Origin of the sequence: Echinicola soli, from assembly GCF_006575665.1 — a bacterium.
GTDB lineage: Bacteria > Bacteroidota > Bacteroidia > Cytophagales > Cyclobacteriaceae > Echinicola > Echinicola soli.
In genome coordinates, this window is sequence record NZ_CP041253.1 from 341,365 (window position 1) to 367,518 (window position 26,154).

A 26,154-nucleotide genomic window follows, 5' to 3' on the forward strand; every position below is an offset into this window, starting at 1 on the left:
GGAAAAAGCCTTCTCCATAATTACCCCATCCGCAGCACCGATTCGTTCAACACTACATTCATGCCTGCCGTGGTAGGTTCGGCCGTTCCGGCCATTACATACATTCTTTCCTTGCCCGTGGTCAGTACCTACGGCACTGTTAGGATGCTGTATTCACTTTCTGTTACCAAGCTAATGCTCCTAGCGGAGCATCCAAGCTAACAATTCTTTCCGCTAAAATAGTGAGATGTGTGTCCTGGCTAATACCGCAAGGTATTAAAGCTTGGTAATATCAAGTTGTCTCTAGGCCTCTCGGCTCTAGGCAGGTACAAACCTGTTTCCCTGATCTATCCCCACAAGCGGGACAGAAATCCTCAAAATAATTGCCTGCCAAGTGATATTGATATTTGTTTATTTCACTTTCAATGATAAAATCCGAAATTTCATAATCATCGTTGAAAAATAGTCCATTGATGTATCTTTTAATCGGATGAAACAAGTCCTTTGGGTATTTTCCAAACAATAAAATCCCATAGTCTTTCGAGATGCTATAAAAGTCCACGAAAGTTATTGCGTCCTTGATTTAAAAATCCGATTTTATGCAAGTATCTTGTTATTCTAGACCCTCTGTATAAATAACCAAAGCATTGACCAATCTCTCTTTATTCCTCCAGCAGCTCAAAGCTATTAAAATAGGAATTAACAATCCGCAGGAAACCTTTCTGATGATTAGCTCTATTTGGGTATTCAGCAGATAACCTGTACATTCTCCCCTCTTCTTTTATCCAAAGGTCTTCTATTATCTTGTAATCTAACGTATCAACAGCCGTCACTCTTTTCGAAAAAGCTAACGTATCATCCTTTACGGACAAAACGGCCAAAGAGTCCCAGTCATAATTGTATATTTCCATACCATCTGAATCTTCTGGCTTATCAATATTGGAAATCGTTTCGGATTTAATAATAGAAAAGGACAGCATCATATCATATTTCTCTAACCAATACATGTCCATATCATCAGTACCATTCTTCCATTTACTATTCTTGGTATCAGTATAAGGCAAGTATATTTTTATACCAAGCCCTTCCTCTAACTTCCCGCAACATTCCTGAGAGGATGATAGTAAAGAGTCTATCCTAAACTCCCAATAACGCTGAACTCCCCAGTTTAGGCCATGTGCTGATTCATCATCATATTCTTTTTGTAGATGCCGCTCATCCCTTCTAATCTCTGAAAGTAAACCTGATATATCATCATCACTAAAATCTTGCTTTTCAATCAACCAATTCATCTTTCGGGAAAAATACTCGGTAATATTAAAATGATACTGTTCATGATTCAACAAGTAATCAGACAAATATCTTGGTCTACTCTTCCATGAATGATTCTGATTCATTGCTGAGTAGGCTTTATATTGGTTTTCCACAGAATCATATTCTACAAAAACATTGGACTGTATGGTAGCGCCCCATTTTGAAAACGGCTTTGCAACTCCCCGGAAATCGTCCCAGGTCAATGCCCTCCATTTCTCCCATTTATTTGGTGCGTTAAAGCTCGAACTGAACAAAGGAATTAGTGCCAATATTGTCAATGATAAAGAGATTGTCGCTAACTTATATTTTAAAAAATTTGACATTTCATCTTTATTAATAAGTATTTGATAAAATCCACAATTGTTTCAAAAAGCAAAATTGAAAAGACGGTAAATATGGCTAAAAATACAATTACTTGAGCATTCAATGGCAGCGGAAACACGCTATCATACACGACATATTCGTAAACGCTGTAAAACAACATAAAGCTCAGGAAAAAAAACAAATCCACCATTGACCTTCCTAATAGATCATTTGACCTTTTGTGCTCTTTAAAATAGAGAACATGATTTATAATGATGAAAACAAAGAATAAAAACAACTTTAAAAATGGGTAATACTCTACAAATACGAATTCATCCTTATAATAATTTAATATTTGGAATAGTGCCATGCACAATAAAGTAGACGAAATCACTGTCAGAACATCCCGATAACTGAACGACCTAGCAAATAAGATAGGCCCAAAAGGATTATTCCTTTTGCAGGCAGTTCTAGCTACGCTAATTTCTTCTCTCGGATCTTCATCAGATTCCCCAAGCAGCTTTTCAGCAGCCCTAACAGCTTCTTCTCGATAATCGGCTCTATTATTTATTATTTGCTGTAGTTCCCTTCTGGTTTTACGCTTATATCTTTCAATGAACTGGCGTTCCATTTGCTCAAAAAAGTTACATTTACCTAAAATTCAACTTCTTAATTTATCCTTTTTTTTCATATTATCAACCATTTGCAATTAATCGCTTCGCCCAGTCCTTCACCTTTTCATTCGCCGTGATGACAAACTCCTGCCCCTTGGCGGCGGACTGGAAATATCCAGGGCGAAAGCTATTGCTAGTATGGTAGCTGATCGACACTTCCTTAAAGCAACTGGGCAGTTGCCACCTGCTTTTGGAAAATCCCGGTTTGGTCAATTGAAGGCCTTGGTGAAAATTCAGGATCCCTCCACCTGGCCTTTCCGGCAAAAAGCTTAGCTGTTCACTGGCACGGTAGATACAGTTGTTCTTCATCTCCCGAAATCGCTCTTGTGCATGGGCATGATAATGCATTTCTGAACGAAAGGCATCAAACTGATCCACCACCTCCCCCACTTCCAGGTACCCAAATATCAAATGCACTACAGGAGCCCCTTTCTGATAGACCAGCCCATCGTCGCCCATTTCAGCCTGCCTGAACGTCCCAAAAAACAGGAACAGATCCCCTTTTCCCACACCGCACTTTGCCAGGTGACCTTGGGCTGCACCGGTCTGCCCCAGCAATGGGCGCCATGTCGGATCCCGGGGGAGCACCTTACGGTCCAAATCTGGATCAAGATGACAGGTAGACGCACCGCTGAGCTTAGTGGCTGGATGAAGGGAACGGATGATATCCCAATAGGTATGTTCTCCATGTCTTAGGTCCTCAAATGCCAGGGTATCACGAGGCTCAGGTATGGGCAAACTCAGCAAGGCACCGTCCGGCAAGATCGGACTGGGCTGTCCTCCATACTGGGCATCAAAACCTTTCCTGCTTAAAATAATGCGCAAAACAACCTTCGTTTGATAAAGAAATTATCATCCCGCTTCTGTTTTAATACCCGGGATCGCATCATTGCGTTCGCGATGACGTCTTTTCCCTGCAATTTCAGCAATATCATAAACTACAGTCACCACCGATCACTTCTTCCTTGGTGGGATTATAGGCATTCTTTTTTACGATAAAGTCTTTTGACAGTCCTTCATTTTCCAATAACTCCTTTATGGCGCAAAAATCGGTTAGGGAGGGGTTATCATAGCAGGTCAGTTCATCTCCCATGTCCGTCACGGACTCCAAGCCTATGAGGCTCTTTAGCTGGGCATTTTTTGCAACATATAGTTCACCTTCCACTGATTCCAACATTTCCAATCCTTCAAAAGTCTCCAAGGAAGGATTTAGTGTCACAAAAAAGAGTTCTCCGACAAATTCCAACTGACCAAGTCCTGTTAGGTCTTTCAATACCTCATTCCTATGAAAATAGAGCTGTCCTTCGACCCGTTTCAGGCCATTCAATCCTCCAATGTCAGCGAGTGTTTCATTATACTGGATCAGCACATCTCCTTCCACCACTTCAATATGCTCCAATCCATCCAAGTCCACAATATCACCTTCCAGGTCTTGGATCACCAGGTCCCCCGTAATTCGAACGTAGTTATCATCAAATTCGTCAATCATCGCCTGTGAAGTCAAGGACACCTTCCCTTCAAAAACTGTTTCTACAGGCGGATCAGGGACCTGTTCCTCCTTACTACAGCTCCAAAATAAAACAACTAAACCTATCGCAATTAATACTTTTTTCATTAACTGTATTCCTTTATTCAAACCTCGATTTATTAATTTATCAAGCCCTAGAAAAGGGATTTTTCCTTTAATCCTTGCGCTAAAACAACCCTACCTAACCTCCCCACCGTGGCGGGGAAGAATATCTGCACATTGTTCGAGACTCAGTACTCATATCTCACTACTTTACTTTCTTGCTATTCCTCATGGGACAGCGGAACCAGCTTTGCTGAAAGATCAGGACGGTCCATCTCGGGGTCAAAAGGGTACATCGGTCGTTTTATCCGTTCATACTCCAGTCTCATAAGGTCCTGGTCCACGCCTCCAGGTGTCAGTGCCAGCAGCCAACCGGCACGCATATCGTATAGCTCTGGGACCAAGTAGCCTATTTTCACCACTACAATATCCGTATCTGTAGGTTTTAACCCCAGCTCGGTAAAATCGGATTTATAATGGTATGGCTTTCTCTTTTTTGTAACGATGATGTTTACACTGCCGCACTTGACCACCACCTCTGTTTCCGCATGGCGGTCTCCTTTTTTAATGGACTCTACTGATCCTTTGAGCATAATAGGCCCCTCAAAGCGGTCATCTACTTCAGCCCCTACAGGTGCTTCCACATGGCCTCCGACACCCACTTTTTCGGCCGCCTCTACCAACTTCGGGCCTGGAATGGATGCATAGATCACTGAAGGGCCGCTTTCTTCCTTGAATTCTGGCCTATCGAGTATTTTCCGCAGTGTCCATGTGACGTCTCCCGCTCCACCGGCAGTGGGATTATCCCCGGAGTCACTGATCATAAATGGCTTTTCATCACTGGCAATCGCTGAATCCAAGGCTTCCTTTAGGGTCGCTGTAGGCGCTACAAAGTCAAAATCTCCCCTGGCCTCCCAAAACTTTGCTGCCAAGTCTTCCGCTGTACTGATGACCCTCTCTTGGTCATCTCCCGTGACCATGACCACCCCGTGGTTTCGCGGCTCATCCGCCCACGCATAACCGATCCAAATGGCAGCATCTACGACCCCTTCTTGATTGGCTGCCGGAGCCACTTCTGCGTACAAGCTCCTTCCTGGCTCCACTCTTGTACTGGTCTTTTCGCCCGGCAATAGAATAGGAACGGGCACATAGGCCTTGTAAGCAGGCTTGCCCTTTCCGGATTCTATGCGCGAAAGCAAATTGTCCATGGCACGCTTCTTTGACTCCAATGCATCCTCATGGGGTGCCATGCGATAGCAGGTGATCAAGTCGGAATGCTTCGCCAATTTCAGCGAAACATTGCCATGAAGGTCCATAGAGGTGGAAATAATAGGTTCCTTACCGATCACCGCACGAATCCGCTCTATCATGTCACCTTCGGGATCATCCAGTCCCTGTACACTCATGGCACCATGGATATCAAAGAACAGCCCATCGTAGGGACCGTTTTTCTCCAACATGTCCAACGTCTTCTCCATCAACGATTCATACGCTTCCATACTTACAATCCCGCCAGGAATGGCTTTACCAGTCAGTGTAGGCACCCAATCGGCACGTTGACGGTTTTCTGTGCCTTCTGCCATAAAAGGATAGTTGCTAAAGATTTCTTCGCCAGTTTTCGCATGAAAGGCTGGAGCTTCTGTCACGGCAGGAGAAAAGGTGCTCGATTCAATGGCCAATCCAGCAATCGCAATGCGGGGTAAATTTACCTTCTCCGACTTTTGCTCAGAAGAGCTGCTACAGCCAAATAACAATACCAGCGAACAAAATATACTACATGTCAAAACTAGGGTGAATGATTTTATCATAAATGCAATTAGGTTTTATAATCTTCTGCAAAGTGTCCTACAAGACATGGAAATCAAGTAGTCAGTTGTCGAAAATCTGCCGTTGGGTCAGATACAAATAAATTGGCAGACGCGTGTAATTTGTGTTGGTTACCTGTGGTTCCTGATGTTTGTGCACCAAAGTTGAGTTAATCTATTCACCTAATTTAAGTAAAAAAATCTAACTACTCCTACTTTGTCAGGCTCGGGTTAAGTACAAGGATTCCTCCTTTCGTCGGAAGGAATCTCCTAAAATAATCGCAACATGACAAAGTAGGGCTAATTAAAACACAAGATTATATTCACTTCTGTTCCAATCGCCCCAGCCTTTTCATCAGGGGCGGATGGGAGTAATTGATAAATACATGAAGGGGGTGGGGATTGATCTGGGTAAGGGTTTTGACAGACAGTGTTTTCAATCCTTCCGCCAATGGTGCCGCCGAATACGTCTCCATGGCATATTGATCCGCCTCGTACTCATTCTTCCTGCTCAGCATATTCATTCCGATACCCAACAAGGTGGAAATCGGTGAAAACAACAGCACAAACCCTATCAAATTAAGGTGTACCGCTGCACGCTCACCTCCCAAGGACAAGCTGATGGTCTCACTATTGACAAAGAGGGATAGCACAAACAGCATGACCCCGGTTTGCAGGACACTGATCACCATGCTCTGGAGGATATGCTTCTTCTTGTAGTGGCCGATTTCGTGGGCCAGCACGGCAGTCAGTTCCTCTGTCGTGTGCTGCGCTATCAAGGTATCGTACAAAACCACCTTTTTGCGCTTGCCCATGCCGGAAAAGAAGGCATTGGCCTTGGTCGAACGGGTGCTGCCATCAATGACAAATACATTGTCCAGTGAAAACCCTACCGAGGATGCGTAAGAAAGGATGCTGTCCTTAAGGGCCCCATCCTCCAGTGGTGTCAGCTTATTGAACAGGGGCAGTATCCAAGAAGTATAAAACAAATTCAGCATGATCATAAAGAAAGCAGCTACCGCCCAAAAGTACACCCAAAAGGATTCCCCAAGGGTATTGACTAACCAAAGCAACAAGGCGAGCAAGCCTCCTCCGAGAACTATCCCAAGGGCATAACCTTTCAGCTTATCCAGCACAAAGGTCTTTTTGGTGGTTTTATTGAAACCATAATCTTCTTCGATCTTAAAGGTATGGTAATAATCAAAAGGCAAGGAAAGCACATCCGAAGCTATGAACAACACACCAAAAAAGATCATGGACTGCCAAATGGGGGAAGCGACCAAGCTTGCCACCATTGTATCCAGCCAACCAAAAAAGCCCCATTGCAAACAGGCCACTGTGACCAAAAAGGACAATCCACCAGTCAAGAGGCCAAATCGGTAATTGCTCCTTTGATAGTCCTTGGATTCCTGGAGTTTCTCTTGGCTTAGGTGGCTGCGCAATGTAGCGGGGACATCACCTACGCGCTGCCGGACATTGAGCCAGCTGGTCAGCTTATCAAATAAAAACCCCGCTACGACCACACCGATCAATACGTATTTCAGTTGTTCTGCATTCATGCAGCAAAACTATTAAAATTTGGGACAAGGAAGAATAGTATTTCTTAGCCGCGGCGCCCCGGGGTTACGATCAGGGAATCGATAAGACACGCTGATCTCATGCGCTCCGCCAGATTGGATCCCCAGTTGGGACATGGTATAGTCAAAACTGTACCCCACATCCAGCCCGGTGGGAAGGCTCAGTCCAAGCAAAAGTACGATAGCATCCCGATTGGTTTCGCTATTGAGCGGCTTATAGGGCAACCCCCTGTACCAAACTCCAAAGATCAATGGCTCGGCATAAACATAAGCTCCCAAGTCCAACTGTTCGAAAACACCTTGTTTTTTATAGTTGATCGTTGGGACAAAATACCGTTGTTTATACGTATGGGTAAAGTCACGCTTCATGGCTCCATGCCCCAGTCCGATCCGGTAGCCCCCGTGAAAGGAGAGTTTATAGGGCAATGGACTTTCCCCTTCCAGAAAAGACTGGTTGGGTTGGTTAATGTGGTGGATGGCACCTCCAAGCCAAAGGTCTTCGGTAAAGAGCAGGCCACCAAAAGACAGGGAAAGCAAGTTGATCGGCTCTCCAAGACCTGTAAGGTCTGTATTACCGGGAAATATAGGGCCAAATGGATCCTGCGGATTGATCTGGTTGGCGAATACCAGGTTTTCGTAATACCCTACCTCCCTGCGGATATAGCTGCCCTCAAAACCAGGGCGGAAATAAACGGATTCGCCGAGCTTCAGCTCATAAGCATACATGGCCGAGATGGTCAATGAACGCAAATCTGCCGCTCCCTGGACATCGTTCATCACCATCAGGCCGAAGCCGCTATTGTACTTTTCCAAAAAAGTATCGGCGTAGACCGAAAATGTATTGTACTGGGCGTCCAAACCTGGCCACTGGCTGCGGTAATTGGCACCAATACGCGTCTGAAGATCCGATCCGGCAAAAGCAGGATTCAGGTATAGTGGGGCCGCGTAATATTGACTGTATTGCGGATCCTGCCCAAAACCATTGCGGGTAGAGAACATTAATGCTAAGACGCAAAAAACTAGATATATATAAGACCTAAACAAAGATTTGTTCGTTTATTTGAGTAACGTTAAGCTTATTAAACGGCTGTCCCGTGCATCGTGTTTTAAAGCTCCCCGTAATATATGAAAAGGACTCCTTTTGACATAAACTTAAGATTCATTTATCTGTTTTTACCGTTATTATTGTGTCTGGCTACCCAAATATTCGTTTACGGTCAAGGCTACAATGATAATGAATGGATCTTTGGATACTGTGGGCCAAACACGGAAAACAATTATATCTCTTTTGGCAAGGGAGACAATCCCAATGTCAATACGCTACCTGGAAGCATTGTAGTAGGACAAGACAATAATGCCATTGCCATTGACCCGCTGACGGGCGAACCGCTTTTTTACACTAACGGAGAACTGGTGTATAATTATCTAAACCAACCCATCCAAGGAGCTCCCAATGGTATTAATGGTGATTTTGAAGGTACGCAGACGGTGGCCATTGCCCCTTTAAGTTACGATCCTGAAGGAGATCGGCTTTTTTATACATTTTACATTAGTCCATCAGGACAATTACTGTATTCTGTCATGGACATGAATGCACAAGGTGCAGCACCGGCAGATTCGCCACCAGCGGGTGAAGTGACCACCCTTGACGAACCTATTGGCCCGGCCTCTGGTGCCATCGCCGTAGTAAAAACACCCAGCTCCCCCAGCTATCTGATCAGTTTTGAAAGTGGAGAATTGATCTCCAGGGAAATCACGGAAACTGAAGGGGTATTTAACCAAACAGACAGCAGCCCTATAACCTTTGCGCCAGAAAAAATTGCTTTTGATGAGAATTCAGGCACCTTGGCCCTGATTCCAGAAAATGCCTCCGACCCGATTGTGCTGATGGACTTTGACACCAGCACAGGTAGTTTTTCAAACCCACGACCATTGGACCAATCCACTGGTGATGCTTCCGAAAATTATGGCGGAACAGGGCTTTCTCCCGATGGCGATTATTTTTATTATTCCAAAGATGACCAATTGCTAAGAATCCCTACTGACACGCTAGATGCCGATCCACAGGTGGTACCCACCACCAGTCCATCCGGAAACAACATCAGCCAAATCCACGACATTAAAGTAGGCCCTGACGGCCAATTGTATTATATCTATCAAGAGGAAAATGATGATGCCTTTTATGTGGGCACCGTCGAAAACCCCGACAATACCGTTCTGGAAGAACTTACCGTAGACGACAATCCATTTGAAGGCACTGATTTTTGCGGAGACACTTTCCCGACCTTTGCTCCAAATGCAGACATCGACGTTTCAGTGGATTTCACCTATTCACCGGAAATGCCCTGTATGAACAATCCGCTGCAGATCACTTCACAGCTTACACCTCCCAATATCCCCGTGGAGTCATATGAGTGGGAGCTCAGCCCGCCTCCTACTGACCAAGACGGGGAAGAAATCGAACTGGACCTGACTGAAGAGCACCTGCTCCTGCCTGCTGATGCGACCAGCGAACAAAATATCAACGTCACCCTTACGGTAACCTTGGCAGATGGCAGCACGCAGACTTCCAGCCAATCCATCACCTTTCAGGAAAACAACCTACAGGCCAGCTTTACCCCTTCGGACACTACTACCTGCCTGACCTGCATCGACCTAAATGAAATGCTGGAGGTCAGCTCCGGTGAAGAAGGCCAAGGTGGCTCCGGTGGCGGAGGCGGTGGTGGTATCCCCGGTATCCCTGGAGGGGGCGGCGGCGGAGGTGGCCAAGATGGCGGCTCCGACTATGAATATTTCTGGTCCAACAAAAAAGAGGAAGGCTGGATCCCTGAAGGTGCTAACGAAGTCTGTGATCCAGGCACCTATTGGGTGCTTGCCCGTGAACAAGGCTCTTCATGCTACGTCTACGCCGAAACTACCGTCAAAATGTGGGATCCTGTGGCCAACGAAAAAGTAGATGACCAAACCAATAATATCTGGTATTTCGGCAATAATGCCGGACTGGACTTTAACCCTGATCCTGACGACCCCAATGCTCCTTCTCCACGCCCTGTAGAAGTCCCTGATGGACATCCGGGCTGGACCATTCCAGAGGGAACGACCACCATTTCGGACCAAGCAGGACAGGTGCTGTTCTACACTGATGGCCAGACGGTCTGGGACCTGAACGGCAATCCCATGCAGGATGGCACAAATATCGGCGGCGACAATACCTCCGCCCAAAGTGTCATTGCCGTAAAAGTACCGCAGGAACAAACCCTGTATTACCTCTTCACCACCCAAACTTCTGGTGGCAACTCAACCACCAAATTTTCCCTGGTGGATATCAAAGGGGAAAACCAAAACGGCGTGGGCAGTGTGGTCAGCGGGGACAACTTTCTCTTTAGTCCGGGCACCGAGCAGTCTGCTGCCATTGCCTCGGGAGACACCACTTGGGTGATGTTCCATGAAATGGGCAATAATACTTTCCGAGCATACCCCACCACCTCCCAAGGGATTGGGCAGGTAGTGACCAGCGACGTGGGCACCACTCACAGTTTTGGCAATTCGGCAGGCTCAATGAAGTTCAGTCCTGATGGTGAAAAATTGGCCGTGACCATCATCGACGGTAATGGATGCAGCTTTGTGGATGTCTTCGATTTTGATGAAGAATCCGGCGAACTGAGTGAATATGCTACCCTTGACCTGGGCTGCGACGATGAGGTTTACGGACTGGAATTTGGGGGGGACAGCAATAAGATCTTTGTCTCCTACCAAAACGGCAAGGGCATCGAAGAATACCAAATCCAAGCTCCCAGTGATGACGACGATGACAACAACTGCCCATCCTGCTTCGAAAACGCTGCTGACCAAGCCGCACTGGAACAATGCATTGAGGACAATGTCAATCTGCTGGCCAACAGCTCTGGCACTAACTTTGGTGCCATCCAAATGGGACCAAACGGCCAAATTTACGTCGCCATCCCAGGTGCCACCAACATCGGCACAATCAACCCCGGCTCAGATTGTGACAATTCCACTTACAGTCAACAACAGGCCGTCTCCACCGAAGGCGGCACCAGCAACCTTGGGCTCCCTGCTTATGCCCAAAACAGCGGCAGTAATATTCCCGACCCTGAAATAGCAGGCCCGGAAAGCCTGTGTTTGCAAGATGGTTTAGCCCTGGGGGAATTTGAAGGTGGCGGAGAACCGGATATTGACACCTACACCTGGACCATTCTGGATATGGATGGCCAAGAAGTGTTTTCCACTTCCGGACCTGGCGATGAATACCAGATCATGGAATATGAATTTGATTCGGCAGGTACTTATACCGTCACCTTGGACGTGGAGCGCTGCGGAAACCCCGATTATTATAACGGCGAGCTGACCGTGGAAGTCATTGGTCCTCCACCATTGACGCTGACCGACGATATTACGCTTTGTAGCGGCAGCCCGGTTACGCTGACGGCCATTGATGATTATGATCCTGCTGAAGGGCTTTACATCTTCGAATGGACCAATGCGGCGGGGGAAATCCTGGGCAATACCAATTCTATCGAAGTTACCGAGGAAAGCATTTACACTGTCAGTGTAGTGCTGGCCAATACTGACGAGGAAGACCCGACCTTTCAGGCCTGTTCTGCTTCCGCTTCCGTCTTTGTTGGCCCTGCGTTTGATTTTGAGCTGACACAAGATGCAGAAACATCCTGTTATGAGGAAAATTATATCAATTTCGCCCCGGATACGCCCGTTTCGGGCGAATGGGCCTACCAGTTGCAGGGCTCCACAGAAGCCCCTACTGTTTTGGGAGAGGGCTACGAATGGGAAGTAGCAGTGGAAGCGCTTCCTGCTCCCGGAACCTATGACATTATATTCAGAGCAGAAGACCCGATCTTGGAAGGTTGTACAGTAGAAAAACGTGCCGAACTGGTCGTGGCTCCCTTGCCTGAAGTTGAGGTCAATGTCATCTCCCCCACCAGTGACTGTGACGATCCCAGTGGGAGCTTTGAATTCACCATGCTTTCGGATGCAGAGACGGTTAAGATAGTAGAGCTGAATGAGGAATTTCCCAATGTAAGCGAAGGGGAAACCATCGGCCCATTCGAGGACTTGGCTCCTGGAGTGTATACCATTACGGCAGAAAACGAAGGATGTACTTATACGGAAACAGTCAGCATCGAAAACACCAATCCGCCGGATGGGCTGGATGACTTCAGTATTGTGACTACGGCCGAGCGCTGTACCAGTGACGGTATATTGGATGGAAGAATATCGATCACGTTCCCTGTGGATGGCTCCATCACTTCAGCTAACTATGTCATCACCAGGGAAGAGGACGGGGAGCAGTTTACCGGCTCTACGGACAATATGCCTTTAGCGGTTCCTCATGGCACCTATGCCATTGAAATCTCCACACCGGATGGTTGTGCAGTGACAGCACCTCAGACGTATGAAATCCAAGAAAAAGCATTGGTCAACTTCAGCGTGCCTTCGGCACCATTGGCTTGTGAAATTTTCTTCTTTGAGCCAGAAAACGCAGACGATATCGACTACACCATCACAGGCCCTGATGGCATGGACATCAGTCCCCAGCCAAATGGCCTTTATCCATTGGGCCAAGAAGGAGTTTACCAGGTCCGGGGAGAAGATCCAAATGGGGTGGATTGTCCTCGGGTCCGGGAAATGGATTTGACATTGACCGGTCAGGTGGAGTATTCTTTGGAAGGCCCATTTTATGACTGTGAAACCGGACTTAGGTATGAAGCGGAAATAGATCCTGCTTTTGATGAAGCAGACTATGTTTATCTCTGGAGGACCTTTCCGCAGGGAGAGATCATAGGACGAGAACGGATCTTTACGCCTACCCGTGAAGGCACCTATACCTTGGATGTACAGCCCCGAAATGGTGCCGGCTGCCCTGCTCCTTGGATAGAATTTGACGTTCCGGTCATCGTCCGTAACATTCCGGTCGAACTTACCTTGGAAACAGGCATTTGCTCGGATAGTCCGGAGGGCACTCTTAGTGCTGGCTTTGACGCACCAGCGTCCGCCAATATTGAAGTCGCCTGGTTTAGGACGGATCAAAATGGCAACTTCACTATTAGAATGTCTGAATTTGATGGTGAATCAACCATTTCCGTTACAGAAGCCGATACCTATCAAGTCCAATTGATCAATTCCACCAACGGCCAACAATGTACCGTGGGCTCGGATGAAATCACTGTATTGAGTTCTGATGCCGAACCGCCTCAGCTGGAAGAAAGCTATACCATTTGTGCCGCAGAAGGCATTACAGAAACCTTGGAAACAGAAGGAAACTGGCAGACCTATGAATGGTGGAGAGAGGATCAGCTCATCAGCACTGACCCCACTTTCACCCCGACCGAAAAAGGAAATTACACATTGATCGTAACGGATGCGGCAGCTTGCTCATTTGCGGTTACCTTTGAGGTCATCGAAGACTGTGGTCTACAGGTCACCACGCCTGACGCCCTTATTCCCGGAGATCCGGAGCGGAATTTCGTCGTCTATGTCAATGACTTTGTGGACGAGATTTCGGTATTGATCTATAATCGCTGGGGCGAGCTGATTTTCCACTGTATCCAGCAAAACATTCCTGAAAATGCCCCGTTCTGCCCCTGGGACGGAAAAGTCAACGACAAAAAAGTACCTGTCGGAACCTATCCGGTGGTAATCAAGTTAAAAAGCAATGCCCAAGGAATAGAACAAACCATTAAAAAAGCTATAGTTGTAATTGAATAAATATGATCGCATTGATTTCTCCGGCAAAGACGCTGGATATGAGTACTACTGACATTCCACTGGCCACGCAGCCAGACTTTAAGACCGACATCAAAGCCCTGGTCAGCATCATGAAAAAAAAATCTGCCGGTGACATTAAGCAACTAATGAAAGTAAGCGATAATATCGCCCAGCTGAATGAAGAACGCTACCATAATTTTCACAAGGATTTTACTTCCAAAAACTCCAAGCAGGCACTACTGGCCTTCAAAGGGGACGTTTATCGCAGCATGGCCGTAGACGATTACTCGGAAGAAGACCTTGCCTTTGCCCAAGACCATCTACGCATCCTTTCTGGGCTCTACGGACTCCTAAAACCCATGGACCTGATCCAGCCTTATCGTTTGGAAATGGGCATCAGTCTGGAAAACAAAAAAGGCAAAAACCTCTATGAATACTGGGGCACCAAAATCTCCAAAGCCATCAACAAAGCTGCTGAGGGCCAACCTGTGATCAATTTGGCATCACAGGAATATGCCAAATCCGTGGACAAAAAAGCACTAAAATCCCCCATGATCCAAGTCAACTTCAAAGAGCACCGGGATGGCAAATACAAAATCATCGGCATCTTTGCGAAGCAGGCGAGGGGCATGATGGCGGATCATATCATCAAGCATAAAATCACCGATCCTGAACAATTGAAGCTATTTAACCGGGAAGGTTATGAATTTTCCGAACCACAGAGCAAGGAAAATGAGTGGATTTTCGTTAGGTAATTAAATAGAATAATAGTTAAAGAGAATCCCGTGACGACCCATTGGTCTCCGGGATTTTTTTACACCTCGATCATTTCTCATGAAAAAGCATCTTTTTGTTGGACTTGTAATAGTATTCCTGATGAGTGCTTGCTCTGCAAGCCGTAAGACCACCTCCAGCCGCATCGAAAAAGGCCAAGCCAGTTACTATGCCGATAAGTTCATAGGCCGGAAAACAGCAAGTGGAGAGCGCTATCAGGCCGGGAAAATGACCGCGGCACATCGCTCCCTACCGTTCGGCACTGTCGTAAAAGTCAAAAATCTCCGCAACGGAAAAACCGTCAAGGTCCGCATCAACGACCGGGGGCCGTTTGTCCGGGGACGTATCATCGATGTGTCCAAAAAAGCAGCAAGGCAACTGGACATGATCCGCTCCGGTGTGGTACCGGTGGAGGTGAGGTATTAAGGGAAGGTTTGAAGGTTCTGACAAGAATGTAGTCTGGAGCACACCCTATTATGTCCCATCTTCCTATGTGCTTGTTTCAGAAATATTGCAGCATATATCCCCCTTTCGGATCAAGCGGAAAAGTTGGGGGGATTAGGCTTGGTTTCGATAGCATGCAGATGATGCAGATTAATAAGATTTACGCTGATTTTTTATAATAAACGCGATTTAAAATACCGTCATAGCGAGGAAGTATAGCCTGTCCCGAGCTATCGGGAACGTGGCAATCCCGTATTAAGAAAACGAGATTGCTTCACTCCGTTGCTCTGCATTCGCAATGACGGATTTATACTGATTTTATAATCTACACATTCCTATTGCTACATTAAAGAGAAATATGCTTACCAAAACCACCTGGAAATCTCTCATCTTCCAGAAATATAGCTTGGTCCTCAAAATGTGCTAAAAAGGAGGCAAGCGAAAAAGTTGAGGGCATGAATCCCTTTATTTCAATAGGATTTCTTTTTTGTTTTTTTGCCACAAAGATTCTAAGACCCAAAGCTGTTTGTTTTCCATGAAATTTGAAATCCGCCTACAAAAAACTTCGTGTCTTGGCGACTTCGTGGCGACATACCAAATGAATATAAATCTTCTCCCGCCCCCAGAAATATTGCTTGCCCCCCTTTCCCCAGTAAACTCCCTTATGGAACAAATAAAAAAAGCTACCTCATTTGAAGTAGCTTTTTGGATTCATATCAAAAATTAGTGATCAAGGCTCTAGCGCCTTCACACCTGGCAATTCTTTTCCTTCCATGTACTCGAGCAAAGCACCTCCTCCTGTGGATACAAAAGATACTTTTTCACCAAAACCGAATTTATTCACTGCAGCAGCAGAATCACCGCCACCGATCAAGCTGAATGCGCCTCCTTCAGTAGCGGCCACTACCGCCTCAGCTACAGCTTTGGTTCCTTTGTCGAAGCTTTCCATCTCGAAAACACCCATTGGTCCGTTCCAAAGGATGGTTTTGGAATCTTTGATGACATCGGCAAAAATCTTTCTGGTTTCTTCTCCAATGTCAAGGCCCATCCAGCCATCTGGGATCTGGCCGCTTTTGGAAACTCCTTGTTCTGCATCATTGGCAAATTCCTTGGATGTAATGTTGTCCACTGGCAGGTACAAGTTCACACCTTTGGCCTTGGCTTTCGCTTCCAGCTCTTTGGTCAGCTCCATCTTGTCCGCTTCCAGCAGCGAATCACCAATGCTTCCTCCTTTTGCCTTGGCAAAGGTATAGGACATTCCTCCTCCAATAATCAGGTTATCCACCTTATCGAGTAATTTCTCGATGATCAATATCTTGTCGGAGATTTTGGCCCCGCCCATGATCGCTGTCAATGGTCTCACGGGGTTACCAAGCACTTTATCGGCATTCTCCAATTCAGAAAGCATTAGGTAGCCACACACCTTGTCATTGAAGTTTTCTGCAACAATGGCGGTAGAAGCATGGGCACGGTGTGCTGTTCCGAATGCATCGTTCACATAAATATCGCCAAGCGTCGCCAGTTTTTTGGCAAATCCAGCATCTCCTTTTGTTTCCTCGTCATAGAAACGAAGATTTTCCAGCAGCAGTACCTCGCCACCTTTCAGGGCAGCAGCTACTTGCATCGCTTCATCGCCGATACAGTCAGGAGCAAATTTCACCGGATGGTCCAGTGCTTTCTCCAAATCCAGCAGGATATGTTTTAGCGAAAATCGTTCATCAGTTCCGCCTTTTGGACGGCCTAGGTGAGACATCAAAATCACCGACCCCCCATCATTCAATATCTTGTTGATGGTAGGCAATGCCGCTTGGATCCGAGTGTCATCAGTAACTTTAAAATTAGCGTCCAGCGGCACGTTAAAGTCCACTCGTACCAACGCTCTTTTCCCTTCAAAATTAAGGTTGTCAACAGATTTTATCCTACTGTTCATGGTTAAATAGGTTTTATATGATTTATTTCTTTAAGTTATTGTAAAATACCGGCCCTTCGACTCTAACTGGCGCAAAACCAGGCTTCGCTGGCTGTCTGACAGCTTCACTCAGGAACCGATTTGGTGAAATCCCCTCTGTCACCTATCAGGGGAAGCCTCAGCCAGTTGGAAATCCTTATACCTTGTTCACTGGGCAATCTGTACAATACTTTTGCCCATCTTTATTCTTGATTCTTTACTCTAATCTTGCTACTAGCTACTTGGGTCTCATAACTAGTATCTCAATACTCATGTCTGTTGTATCAAGTCTCACACCTAACGTGCAGCTGCCCTTCTCAGTCGATCATTAACGGCTTTCCCAAGGCCTTTTTCGGGCATTTCGCCAGACAAGATCACACTTACATCCTGCTTATCCAAATACCGCATAGCTGCAAACAAATTCTGTGCTGCTTCTTTATAATCCCCCGATGCACTCAACGTACGCTGGTAATCAGCCGGTACGCCATCAAAAGCCTTGCTAAAACTTAGCACGCCAAATTTCTCGCCTTTCTCCAAATAATGTGGTACCAACTGCTCCAAATCACCTACAACAAATGGAATTCGTGGAGCATAGTGGCTTTTTAACATTCCAGGGGACTTCGGATTACTACTGGACTGTGGCAAAATCAGGACATTTCCTACCACCTTTTTGATGTCAGAAACCTCTACCCCACCTAAGCGGTAGATAGTGATCTGTCCTTCTTCCACTCCTACAATCGTACTTTCCAGTCCTATCTGGCAATTGCCACCATCCAGCACATAGTCGATCTTTCCATCCAGTTGGTCCACCACATGACTTGCACATGTAGGGCTAATATAGCCAAAAGGATTGGCACTTGGTGCTGCCAAAGGGAAATCCAATGACAACAGCAGCTCCCGGGTCAACGGATGGCTGGGAACCCTCACGGCCACTTGGTCCAGTCCGCTCGTTACCAAATCGGGAACGATGTTCTTCTTCGGAAGAAGCAGTGTCAAAGGTCCAGGCCAAAACGCTTTGGCGAGCGCTTCCAGCTCTGACGGCATCGCTGTAGTATATTCACTGATCTGCTCGATGCTGCCTGTATGTACAATCAGCGGATCAAAGCTTGGTCGGTTTTTGGTTTCGAATATTTTACTTACAGCTTCTGCATTCAGGGCATTTCCTGCCAATCCATACACCGTTTCTGTAGGAATCCCTACCAGCTCGCCCTTTTCCAAGAGCCATTTGGCCTTGTTGATATCCTTTCCGATTGTAGTCATTAAGATTCCGATTCGGTATCACAAAATTCATCGATCCATTCCTTGGCATCCTCATAGCCCAGTCCAAGGGACGTTTTCAGATGCATGCAGCCTTCCTCCTTTTTATTCAACGCACTCATCTCTGTAACACCTAAAAGGTAAAAAGCTGCTCCATTCGTATCATCGATTGCTACGGATCGCTTCAGCGCATTGATGGCTTCCAGCGGATTGTTATTTCCCACCAGGGCTTTTGCTCTGTTAAAATGTACCAATGCTTGGTTTGGATCCACCTGAAGGGCATTGTCAAAATCCAAGATGGCATCTTCATACTGCTCCATCCCCAAAAGCGCCAATCCTCGATTGTAATAAATATCGGTTTGATTGGGATCCAAGGAGCTGGCCATATTATAATTGATCACTGCATCCTTAAATGCTTTCTTCTCCAGGTAGGCATTTCCAAGATTCAAGTAAGGCTTATAAGAAGTAGAATCTTTCTCCATGGCCACTTCAAAATTTTCAATGGCCTCATCCCATTTTCCCTGTTCAAAAAATGCTACTCCTTTGGCATTATGGGCTTCTGTATTGTTAGGATTTTTCTGGATTACCCGATCAAAATAGGTAATCGCCTCATCGAACTTTTCCAATCTCATTTCCTTTATGCCGGCATCATATAGTTCCTGCTCAGAGGGAGAACACCCCAATAGCAATACCACCATCAAAGGAATAATAAATAGCTTTTTCACTTTTAATAATTTTTCAGACAAAGATACGAATTATAAGCAATTTGACAGCTTATTAATCCGATCTTTAGCAGATAGGCAATCCTCACCGGTAAAAAAAGAACCAACAGACACTTGGTCTACACTTATTCCCCCTCCACATCGAATGTAGGCAGGTTTAGCGTTGACGGGACATTAGCACACGACCTCTGACTTGCTGGTTTTTTCCAGCATTCTCAATATCGAGTCGTTGGCCTTGACCACATCTGGAATAGTCTCATACTTCACCCAGGCTAAGTCTTTACTCTCCTCACTAATGGTAAGTGGCTCGTCCATGGCCGCCTCGATCAAGAAGCGTACATCATAGTGAAAATGCTGCGGATCACGGTCATTGGCAGGAATGATATGCTTGTCTATATCAAAAATCCCCCTGTCCACGAGTTTTAACGATATCAAGCCGCTCTCCTCCCGGGCTTCATTCATGGCCACTTCCAAGAGGTTCTCATTGCCATCTGCATGTCCACCGAGCTGAAGCCAGCGGTTCAGCTTTCGGTGATGGGTAAGCAATGCGTGTGTCCTGGTCTTGTTTACGATCCAAGCGGACGCGGTAAAATGTCCTTCTTTGCGATCCCTAAGAAAGGCCAAAGGATCATCAGTCAGTTCGATAAATTGCTCAACAAACAACTGCTCGTCTTCAAACGGCGTCCGATAACTTTTCAGTGCTCTTTTAAGTTCTTCTCTATTCATAGGATGATTACTGCGGATTAAATATAGCTTCAATAAAGGATTCAAATGAGCGGGCCTTGGTGTACAGCCTGTCCGAATAGACAGTTACCAAAATCTTGATCATTTGAGGCTTGTGATTTACCGACACTTTTTCTATAGCAACATTCCCAAAAAGTTGGTCGGTACGTTCTGCCGTGAAGGTTGCTTTGGGCTTTAGGTATTGTTTTTCGGTGGTGTTTACCCCGGAGGCTTTTTCTTGAATCGTCCGGTCCAAACTCACCCTTTCATACCCTAAAGCTACAATTCGCTGGCCAAAAGCAAAGAAAAGTCGGGAAAAAGTTTCCGAATTCAGCGGTAAATCATACGATATCGCTATTCCATTGGCATATGGAGACCTAAAAACCTGTAATTCAGGAACAGTTTCCTCACCATTTTTTTGATGGTGATAATTATTATAAATCAGTTCAAAAACATCCTTTCCTTCCGGTGATTCCATCCAATTCAGTAATGCCTTCACCTCTCCTTCTTCCTGTACAAAGTTCTCCTTATGGGTCAAAGCTGTATTCTTATCAGCAAACAGCTTTTTTAAAATATCGTCTACAAATTTCATTCAGTTATTGATTTTTATCCTGCCGTCAGCCAAACTCACGATTTGGCCTTCATCTTCCATCGTCCTCAAAAGGTTGACAGCGTATTCATCAGTTGTGGATAATTTCGCTTTGGCAAGTAGCTCCTGATAGGTAAACGCATCTCCATCCGCTAAAGTTTGAATAAGCTTCTCTCTCGCCTGTTCCAGGTAGCTTGGTGCATTTGCTGCCTTCTTTCTTTCCAGGCATACATCACACACGCCACATTGCTCGTCGGTCACTTCTCCGAAATAGGCTAGCAGCTGTTGGGTGCGGCATGTTTGGAAATTGGTCACGTAGCCGACCATGGCCTTGGCTTTTTCCACACTGGTGTCCCTTCGTTCGGCGATCCGCTTGGTATTCAAGGGAAGGCGTCCCGCATCATGCCGATGGGTCAAAAAGGTCACTTGTGGCTGGTCTTTTTTCTTATTATAGGCCGCAATGTCCAGATTATCCATCCGTTCCAGCAGTTTTACCACTTCTTTTTCCGGAATATTGAGCACGCTGGCGAGCTTATCTTCCCGAATCTTCAGGTACTCGGAAAAGAGTTCCCCTCCATACATCCTCAACAGTACCTTGATCACTGGATCCAAGGCCGCATGAGCAATCTGATATTCATATAACCGGCTCTGACCGATGAGAAAATGAAACGTACTTGGACTATAATACCCCTCACTAAGCTCTACCAACGCTTCTCCCTGGAGGATTTTTAGTGCATTGTATGTCAACAGCAAATCCAGGTTATAGGTATTGGTAAAAGCAGTGATATCAAAGTCATAACTCACCATCAGACTACTGCCTACTGCAATGCGGTAATAATTGGCAAGGCTTTGGTATACCCGCTTGATAAAGTCAATGGGAGGATAGGATTGCTCTGCTCGCTCCACCAAAACATCGAGGTCCTTGTCATGGTAAATCAGTACCGCAAAGGCCTTCCATTCATCACGCCCCGCCCTTCCGGCTTCCTGGTAATAGTTCTCCAGGTTTTCTGGCAAATCCACATGGATAACGATACGTACATCCGGCTTGTCAATCCCCATACCGAAGGCATTGGTAGCGACTATTACCCTCACTTTGTTATTTTTCCAATCCATCTGTCGCTGTTCCCGCAGTGCTTTTTCCAGACCTGCGTGATAAAAAGTTGCCGAAACCCCTAACCGATATAGCGCTTGGGCCAGCTCTTTGGTGGCCTTCCTGCTTCTTACATACACGATGGCCGAGCCACTTACTTTTTGCAGGATTTCAATGGCTTTTTCAAGCTTGTTCTCGGCTTTACGAACAGCATAAGACAGGTTCTTTCGGGAAAAGGACTTTACAAAAACTGCAGGATCCTTTAACTCCAACTTTTCCATGATATCTGCCTTGACCTGCATGGTCGCTGAGGCAGTGAGGGCAATAAAAGGCACCTTAGGATGATATTCCCGCAGTGCGGCAATTTCCAAATAAGGAGGCCTGAAATCATACCCCCATTGGGAAATACAATGGGCCTCGTCAATGGCCACCATACTGACTTTCATGCGCTTAAACCGCTCGATGAACAGGTCCGATTTCAATCGCTCAGGCGAGACATAAAGAAACTTATAATTGCCATAGATACAGTTGTCCAGCGTAGTGTCAATCTCCCTTTTTCGCATGCCTGAGTAAATGGCCGTGGCCAGCACTCCCCGCTTCCGCAAATTATCCACTTGGTCTTTCATCAGGGCTATCAAGGGACTAACGACAATGCAGATTCCTTCCTGCATCAATGCAGGCACTTGGAAGCAAATGGATTTCCCTCCGCCTGTGGGCAAAAGCGCCAATGTATCCTTCCCAGACGCTACCGAAAGGACAATATCCAGCTGCATGGGTCTGAAATCATCATACCCAAACACCTTTTTCAATACCGAAAGCGCCTTTGTCTTCAATTTACCAGTCGATTTTTTTCTTTTCCAAAAACGCTTTTATTCCCTGTTTACAATCTTCCGTCTCACGGGCTTTGGCATTCATCCGTGCAGCATAGTCCAGGGCTTCCTCCATGGACATGTCCTGAACTTCGGTGATCATCTTTTTGGTCATGGCCATGGCCTCACCTGAGTTCCGTTCAATAAGTCCCTGAGCCACTTGGTAAACGTTTTCTTCCAGCTCATCTGCTTCGAAAACATCATTGACAAGCCCTGTCTCCCGAGCATCGGCTGCCTCCACTAGTTCTCCGGTAAGCAAGAGCTCCTTGGCCTTTCCTTCTCCAAGCTTTCGCAAAAGAAACACCAATACCATCGCAGGCACAAAACCAATTCTCACCTCGGTATATCCCATTTTGGCCTGGGGCACAGCATAGGCAAAATCACACACGGAAATCAATCCACAGCCCCCGGCCAGTGCATGCCCCTGCACTTGGGCTATGACCACTTTGGGGAAGGTATAGATTCTGTAAAAGAGTTCTTTTAGTCTTTCACTATCTTCCAGATTCTCCTCAAAAGTATTGTCCTGCATCCTTTTGATATCTTCCAAATCGGCTCCAGAGCAAAACACCTTGCCTTCTGCTTTGATAATGGTTACCTTCACTTCATCAGCAGTCTCACACTTATCCAGTGCCTGCTGAAGTCCACTGACCATGGCGGCATTCAGTGCATTCCGCTTTTCGGGCCTGGCCAAAATCACGTAGCCAACACGGCCTTTTTGCTCAAATTTTACTTGCTCTTCCATAATTTGGGGAGTTGATTGAATGAAGATAGGGTGTCCAAGCTGTTCTTCCAAAAAAATAGATTCGCTCACTCAAAAATAAGTCTTACGCCACCCTTCTTGGTGGACAATTCACTTGTTTCAGCCATTTTACTCCAGCCGTCACCATTGTAAAAAGCCGCTGATATTCCTGTATTTTCCTCCAACCGGATCCCTCCATTCTGTGCCGTCACCACATGGCCATTGGGCAAGAAAACCAGAAACCCTTCGCCTTGACCAGCAAAAACCATCGGAAGTAATGCGGAAGGTTTGCTTGCCATTCTATGGGGTAGGACCTGATAATCGAGGTCTTTTTCGGGAACAAATTGCTGGAAGAAACCGGCAAAATCCCCTGAATGATAATCCATCGCCACTCCCTCTCCAATGCTATACACATAGAGCTTCTCTCGATGATCCCGGCCAAAGTACGACCACCAACTCCCAGCAATAAGCCCAACAATGACCAAAACGGCACCATAGGCAAATGCTTTTTTTCTTTTTACCAAAAACAGGTAAAGGCATGCCATTATCCCCCAAAGCAAAATCACAGTCGTCGCTTTCAGGGTTATCCCTTCTGTCTGGGCGTAAGGAAGGGTATCGAAGAGAAAAACACCCCCATTCATAACTTTTAGCAATTGTTCTAAAAGCCAGCCCAGCGGCCACCATGTCCAGCCTACCAATGAAAGCAACATAAACGGCAAACCAACCGCCATGACCAAAAAAGCATTTGGAATGACCCACAAATTGGAAAGTAAAAAATAATTGGGAAAGACATGAAAATAATAAGCAGACAATGGAAAAGTCGCCAGTTGGGCGGCTATGCTGACCGAAGTAATTTCCCACAGATAATACATGACCTTGTTTTTGGGCAGCCAAATAGACACAATGGCCGGCTGCAAGATCAAAATCCCAAACATGGCCGCATAGGAAAGCTGAAACCCCACTTCAAAGATAATGAACGGATTGAAAAGCATCAGCAATAACGCTGAAATGGCCAAGGTGTTAAATACAGAAGAGCTTCTGGACTGCATTTGAGCAAGTGAAAGCACGGTAAACATCGTCGCTGCCCGCATGACGGATGGAGACATTCCTGTGAGCATCGCGTAAATCCATATGAGCAGCACCACGACTGACAAGAACAACATACGCTTCCCAGTAGAAAGCTGTGAAGGTTTAAAAAACAACAGGAAAAAGCCATAGATCATCCCCACATGCAGGCCAGAAACCGCCAGCACATGCATGGCTCCTGCCGTGACGTAGGCCTCACTGACCGCTTCGCCCAAATCAGCTTTTTGCCCTAGCAGCAGGGCTTTTCCCACTTCCAACGCATGATTATCCTCAAAAGTCTGCGCTAGAAGCTTTCCAAGCCTTTCCCGCACTAGCAGTATTGAGCCAGACAGCGAGAACCGGCCCTCCGTCCCCAACCTTATAACTTTATCATTCACAAAATGCTGATGATACACCTGCTTCCTAGCCATAAACCTCCGGTAATCAAACCCTTTGGGATTTTTGGGAGGAGCGATGCGCTGGGGAGCTCCGATAACCCAAATCACGTCTCCTGGGCGCAACGGACTTTCCAACCGGTGATAGATCAATACCTTACCAGAGGCTTTTTGATAGCCGGCGCTTGTTTGGACATACTTGACGGCCAGTTCATTCCCATAGGTACTGGTCTTGGGCTCATCTGGCGAAATCACCTCTCCCATATACCCCTGCACCTCACCCATATGCAAAAGATGGTCGTCATCGGTGGCGATATCCTTCCGAGCGGTAAATGCATATCCAGCAATAATCAACAGCAGATAGGCCAAAAGTGGAAAAAACACCCGAAATTTAAAACGATTACTCCTTCCATTAACGATCGCCAGCCCCAGGTAAATCAGCAAAATCGTAGCCATCACTATCCAAAGCACCACGGAGGAAAATATGCTTCCAAAAACCGTGTAGCACACAATCCCTACGACAAAAAACAGGACGTACCTCAAGAAAGGAAATTCATTAAACTTCATAAATGCTGAAAAAAGTCATTTTATAAATTAACAAATCCCAGACTGTTAATCAAATCCCCTTTCCAGGACGGAAAAAAGGTTATTAGATGAGAGCCTTCACTTTCCACTAAAAGCACCATCAATTGCGGACCAAGCAATATTTCCGAAGGACGAGAAACTTCTAGGTGGTTTTGGTAAGCATATTTCTCTTTCATCTAGCAATAGGAATGCGTACTCCAGTATAAAAAAATCAGCGCAAATCTTATTAATCTGCACCATCTGCGTGCTATCGAAACCAACCCTAATCCCTCAACTTTTTCGCTTGACCATCAATTGCTAAAATCAATAATTCCGAAAAAATAAAAAAGGCTACCCATTATGGATAGCCCGCTTTTTTTCCTTTAAAATCAGTTGATTTCTAGAACCTGTAACCAATGCTGATACCGGCATTTACCTCCACAGCTGAAAATCTGTCATTCACCTCTTCGCTAAAGCCCCTCACGATATTTACATAAGGTGCTATCGCAAATTTGTCGCGCTGCACCCATTTGTATCCAGCACCAATTCCGATCATGCCGCTATTCATGTCAGTAACAGCAATGCCACCATTACCATCTGGCTCTGTAAAATCTCCAAAACGGTACTTAAAGAAGGGATAAACATAGATGTTTCCTTGCTCAGGATCATTGTTCAGGAAGTAGAAATTATAAGAAACCAATAAACTACTGGTATTAAACTTCTTCCCATCGCCTTGTCCATTATAGCCAAAGCGGTCATTGATCAGGTACTCCACTCCAATGGACTGATCGCTGTCCACAAATCGCTCATAACCGATTTCCACCGATCCCTGAACGATTGTATTCAAAATATTCAATTTGATTTCATTTGGGTTGTAATCCGTTTGGGCGTAAGCCCCCATCATCATGCCAGAAAACAGGACAATTAGTAATAGCTTTTTCATAATATGATAAATTCAAATAATAGGTATATATAAATAATAAAAACTTGGTAAATCCTACCCCGAAGT

At 45.8% G+C, this 26,154-nt stretch carries 20 protein-coding genes; 4 read left to right on the forward strand and 16 right to left on the reverse strand.

Annotation, left to right across the window (positions count from 1 at the left end; genetic code table 11):
* Nucleotides 1–60: 60 nt before the first annotated feature.
* A complete protein-coding gene (locus FKX85_RS21365; RefSeq protein WP_168196198.1) occupies nucleotides 61–201 on the forward strand; it encodes a hypothetical protein in 141 nt (46 codons plus the stop codon).
* A 440-nt stretch (nucleotides 202–641) separates the two neighbouring features.
* Here FKX85_RS21365 and FKX85_RS01595 read toward each other — a convergent pair whose 3' ends face one another.
* The 7 genes from FKX85_RS01595 to FKX85_RS01625 all read right to left on the reverse strand — a co-directional run bounded on the left by FKX85_RS01595 (nucleotide 642) and on the right by FKX85_RS01625 (nucleotide 8,266).
* Nucleotides 642–1,616: a hypothetical protein gene (locus FKX85_RS01595; RefSeq protein WP_141613071.1), complete on the reverse strand. Its 975-nt coding sequence runs from the start codon at nucleotides 1,614–1,616 to the stop codon at nucleotides 642–644.
* A complete protein-coding gene (locus tag FKX85_RS01600; RefSeq protein ID WP_141613072.1) occupies nucleotides 1,601–2,227 on the reverse strand; it encodes a hypothetical protein in 627 nt (208 codons plus the stop codon). Before FKX85_RS01600 ends, FKX85_RS01595 begins: the two co-directional genes overlap by 16 nt.
* Nucleotides 2,228–2,291: 64 nt before the next feature.
* Nucleotides 2,292–3,095 (reverse strand): Nmad3 family putative nucleotide modification protein, encoded by an 804-nt coding sequence (locus tag FKX85_RS01605; RefSeq protein WP_141613073.1) that lies wholly within the window; start codon nucleotides 3,093–3,095, stop codon nucleotides 2,292–2,294.
* Nucleotides 3,096–3,201: 106 nt separating this feature from the next.
* Nucleotides 3,202–3,885, reverse strand: coding sequence for a hypothetical protein (locus FKX85_RS01610; RefSeq protein ID WP_141613074.1), 684 nt, complete (start codon nucleotides 3,883–3,885; stop codon nucleotides 3,202–3,204).
* A gap of 176 nt (nucleotides 3,886–4,061) precedes the next feature.
* A complete protein-coding gene (locus FKX85_RS01615) occupies nucleotides 4,062–5,648 on the reverse strand; it encodes a M81 family metallopeptidase (protein ID WP_141613075.1) in 1,587 nt (528 codons plus the stop codon).
* Between the two features lie 320 nt (nucleotides 5,649–5,968).
* Complete coding sequence (locus FKX85_RS01620) at nucleotides 5,969–7,204, reverse strand: M48 family metallopeptidase (protein ID WP_141613076.1); 1,236 nt, start codon at nucleotides 7,202–7,204, stop codon at nucleotides 5,969–5,971.
* Nucleotides 7,205–7,216: 12 nt separating this feature from the next.
* Entirely contained in the window at nucleotides 7,217–8,266 is a 1,050-nt protein-coding gene (locus tag FKX85_RS01625) for a PorP/SprF family type IX secretion system membrane protein (RefSeq protein WP_141613077.1), read from the reverse strand.
* A gap of 81 nt (nucleotides 8,267–8,347) precedes the next feature.
* On the opposite strand from FKX85_RS01625, the gene FKX85_RS01630 reads away from it, so the two are divergent.
* The 3 genes from FKX85_RS01630 to FKX85_RS01640 all read left to right on the forward strand — a co-directional run bounded on the left by FKX85_RS01630 (nucleotide 8,348) and on the right by FKX85_RS01640 (nucleotide 15,166).
* On the forward strand, nucleotides 8,348–13,966 hold the full coding sequence (locus tag FKX85_RS01630; protein WP_141613078.1) for a T9SS type B sorting domain-containing protein: 5,619 nt from the start codon (nucleotides 8,348–8,350) through the stop codon (nucleotides 13,964–13,966).
* Nucleotides 13,967–13,968: 2 nt separating this feature from the next.
* Nucleotides 13,969–14,721: a peroxide stress protein YaaA gene (gene yaaA, locus FKX85_RS01635; protein WP_141613079.1), complete on the forward strand. Its 753-nt coding sequence runs from the start codon at nucleotides 13,969–13,971 to the stop codon at nucleotides 14,719–14,721.
* Nucleotides 14,722–14,800: 79 nt separating this feature from the next.
* Nucleotides 14,801–15,166: a septal ring lytic transglycosylase RlpA family protein gene (locus tag FKX85_RS01640; protein ID WP_141613080.1), complete on the forward strand. Its 366-nt coding sequence runs from the start codon at nucleotides 14,801–14,803 to the stop codon at nucleotides 15,164–15,166.
* A gap of 748 nt (nucleotides 15,167–15,914) precedes the next feature.
* Here FKX85_RS01640 and FKX85_RS01645 read toward each other — a convergent pair.
* From FKX85_RS01645 to FKX85_RS01685, 9 genes are all read right to left on the reverse strand, one after another.
* Nucleotides 15,915–17,114, reverse strand: a complete 1,200-nt coding sequence (locus FKX85_RS01645) for a phosphoglycerate kinase (protein ID WP_141613081.1) — start codon at nucleotides 17,112–17,114, stop codon at nucleotides 15,915–15,917.
* Nucleotides 17,115–17,429: 315 nt separating this feature from the next.
* Complete coding sequence (locus FKX85_RS01650; RefSeq protein ID WP_141613082.1) at nucleotides 17,430–18,392, reverse strand: L-threonylcarbamoyladenylate synthase; 963 nt, start codon at nucleotides 18,390–18,392, stop codon at nucleotides 17,430–17,432.
* Complete coding sequence (locus FKX85_RS01655) at nucleotides 18,392–19,087, reverse strand: tetratricopeptide repeat protein (protein WP_141616662.1); 696 nt, start codon at nucleotides 19,085–19,087, stop codon at nucleotides 18,392–18,394. Before FKX85_RS01655 ends, FKX85_RS01650 begins: the two co-directional genes overlap by 1 nt.
* 198 nt (nucleotides 19,088–19,285) lie before the next feature.
* Nucleotides 19,286–19,837, reverse strand: a complete 552-nt coding sequence (locus FKX85_RS01660) for an NUDIX hydrolase (RefSeq protein ID WP_141613083.1) — start codon at nucleotides 19,835–19,837, stop codon at nucleotides 19,286–19,288.
* A 7-nt stretch (nucleotides 19,838–19,844) separates the two neighbouring features.
* Nucleotides 19,845–20,426, reverse strand: coding sequence for a hypothetical protein (locus FKX85_RS01665; RefSeq protein WP_141613084.1), 582 nt, complete (start codon nucleotides 20,424–20,426; stop codon nucleotides 19,845–19,847).
* The gene (locus FKX85_RS01670) at nucleotides 20,427–22,346 is read right to left on the reverse strand and encodes a RecQ family ATP-dependent DNA helicase (RefSeq protein WP_141613085.1); all 1,920 of its coding nucleotides are present in this window, start codon (nucleotides 22,344–22,346) and stop codon (nucleotides 20,427–20,429) included.
* A gap of 1 nt (nucleotide 22,347) precedes the next feature.
* Complete coding sequence (locus FKX85_RS01675) at nucleotides 22,348–23,124, reverse strand: enoyl-CoA hydratase/isomerase family protein (RefSeq protein WP_141613086.1); 777 nt, start codon at nucleotides 23,122–23,124, stop codon at nucleotides 22,348–22,350.
* Between the two features lie 65 nt (nucleotides 23,125–23,189).
* The gene (locus FKX85_RS01680) at nucleotides 23,190–25,148 is read right to left on the reverse strand and encodes a ComEC/Rec2 family competence protein (protein WP_141613087.1); all 1,959 of its coding nucleotides are present in this window, start codon (nucleotides 25,146–25,148) and stop codon (nucleotides 23,190–23,192) included.
* Nucleotides 25,149–25,545: 397 nt separating this feature from the next.
* Nucleotides 25,546–26,088: a DUF3575 domain-containing protein gene (locus FKX85_RS01685; RefSeq protein ID WP_141613088.1), complete on the reverse strand. Its 543-nt coding sequence runs from the start codon at nucleotides 26,086–26,088 to the stop codon at nucleotides 25,546–25,548.
* Between the last annotated feature and the right edge of the window lie 66 nt (nucleotides 26,089–26,154).

What these genes read in the sequence shown, in the direction of transcription:
- FKX85_RS01650 (WP_141613082.1), bottom strand. Translation starts at nt 18,392, where the DNA reads ATGACTACAATCGGAAAGGATATCAACAAGGCCAAATGGCTCTTGGAA.
- FKX85_RS01680 (WP_141613087.1), bottom strand. Translation starts at nt 25,148, where the DNA reads ATGAAGTTTAATGAATTTCCTTTCTTGAGGTACGTCCTGTTTTTTGTC.
- FKX85_RS01655 (WP_141616662.1), bottom strand. Translation starts at nt 19,087, where the DNA reads ATGGTGGTATTGCTATTGGGGTGTTCTCCCTCTGAGCAGGAACTATAT.
- FKX85_RS21365 (WP_168196198.1), top strand. Translation starts at nt 61, where the DNA reads ATGCCTGCCGTGGTAGGTTCGGCCGTTCCGGCCATTACATACATTCTT.
- FKX85_RS01615 (WP_141613075.1), bottom strand. Translation starts at nt 5,648, where the DNA reads ATGATAAAATCATTCACCCTAGTTTTGACATGTAGTATATTTTGTTCG.
- FKX85_RS01600 (WP_141613072.1), bottom strand. Translation starts at nt 2,227, where the DNA reads ATGGAACGCCAGTTCATTGAAAGATATAAGCGTAAAACCAGAAGGGAA.
- FKX85_RS01640 (WP_141613080.1), top strand. Translation starts at nt 14,801, where the DNA reads ATGAAAAAGCATCTTTTTGTTGGACTTGTAATAGTATTCCTGATGAGT.
- FKX85_RS01610 (WP_141613074.1), bottom strand. Translation starts at nt 3,885, where the DNA reads ATGAAAAAAGTATTAATTGCGATAGGTTTAGTTGTTTTATTTTGGAGC.
- FKX85_RS01665 (WP_141613084.1), bottom strand. Translation starts at nt 20,426, where the DNA reads ATGAAATTTGTAGACGATATTTTAAAAAAGCTGTTTGCTGATAAGAAT.
- FKX85_RS01685 (WP_141613088.1), bottom strand. Translation starts at nt 26,088, where the DNA reads ATGAAAAAGCTATTACTAATTGTCCTGTTTTCTGGCATGATGATGGGG.
- yaaA (WP_141613079.1), top strand. Translation starts at nt 13,969, where the DNA reads ATGATCGCATTGATTTCTCCGGCAAAGACGCTGGATATGAGTACTACT.
- FKX85_RS01675 (WP_141613086.1), bottom strand. Translation starts at nt 23,124, where the DNA reads ATGGAAGAGCAAGTAAAATTTGAGCAAAAAGGCCGTGTTGGCTACGTG.
- FKX85_RS01645 (WP_141613081.1), bottom strand. Translation starts at nt 17,114, where the DNA reads ATGAACAGTAGGATAAAATCTGTTGACAACCTTAATTTTGAAGGGAAA.
- FKX85_RS01620 (WP_141613076.1), bottom strand. Translation starts at nt 7,204, where the DNA reads ATGAATGCAGAACAACTGAAATACGTATTGATCGGTGTGGTCGTAGCG.
- FKX85_RS01660 (WP_141613083.1), bottom strand. Translation starts at nt 19,837, where the DNA reads ATGAATAGAGAAGAACTTAAAAGAGCACTGAAAAGTTATCGGACGCCG.
- FKX85_RS01630 (WP_141613078.1), top strand. Translation starts at nt 8,348, where the DNA reads ATGAAAAGGACTCCTTTTGACATAAACTTAAGATTCATTTATCTGTTT.
- FKX85_RS01595 (WP_141613071.1), bottom strand. Translation starts at nt 1,616, where the DNA reads ATGTCAAATTTTTTAAAATATAAGTTAGCGACAATCTCTTTATCATTG.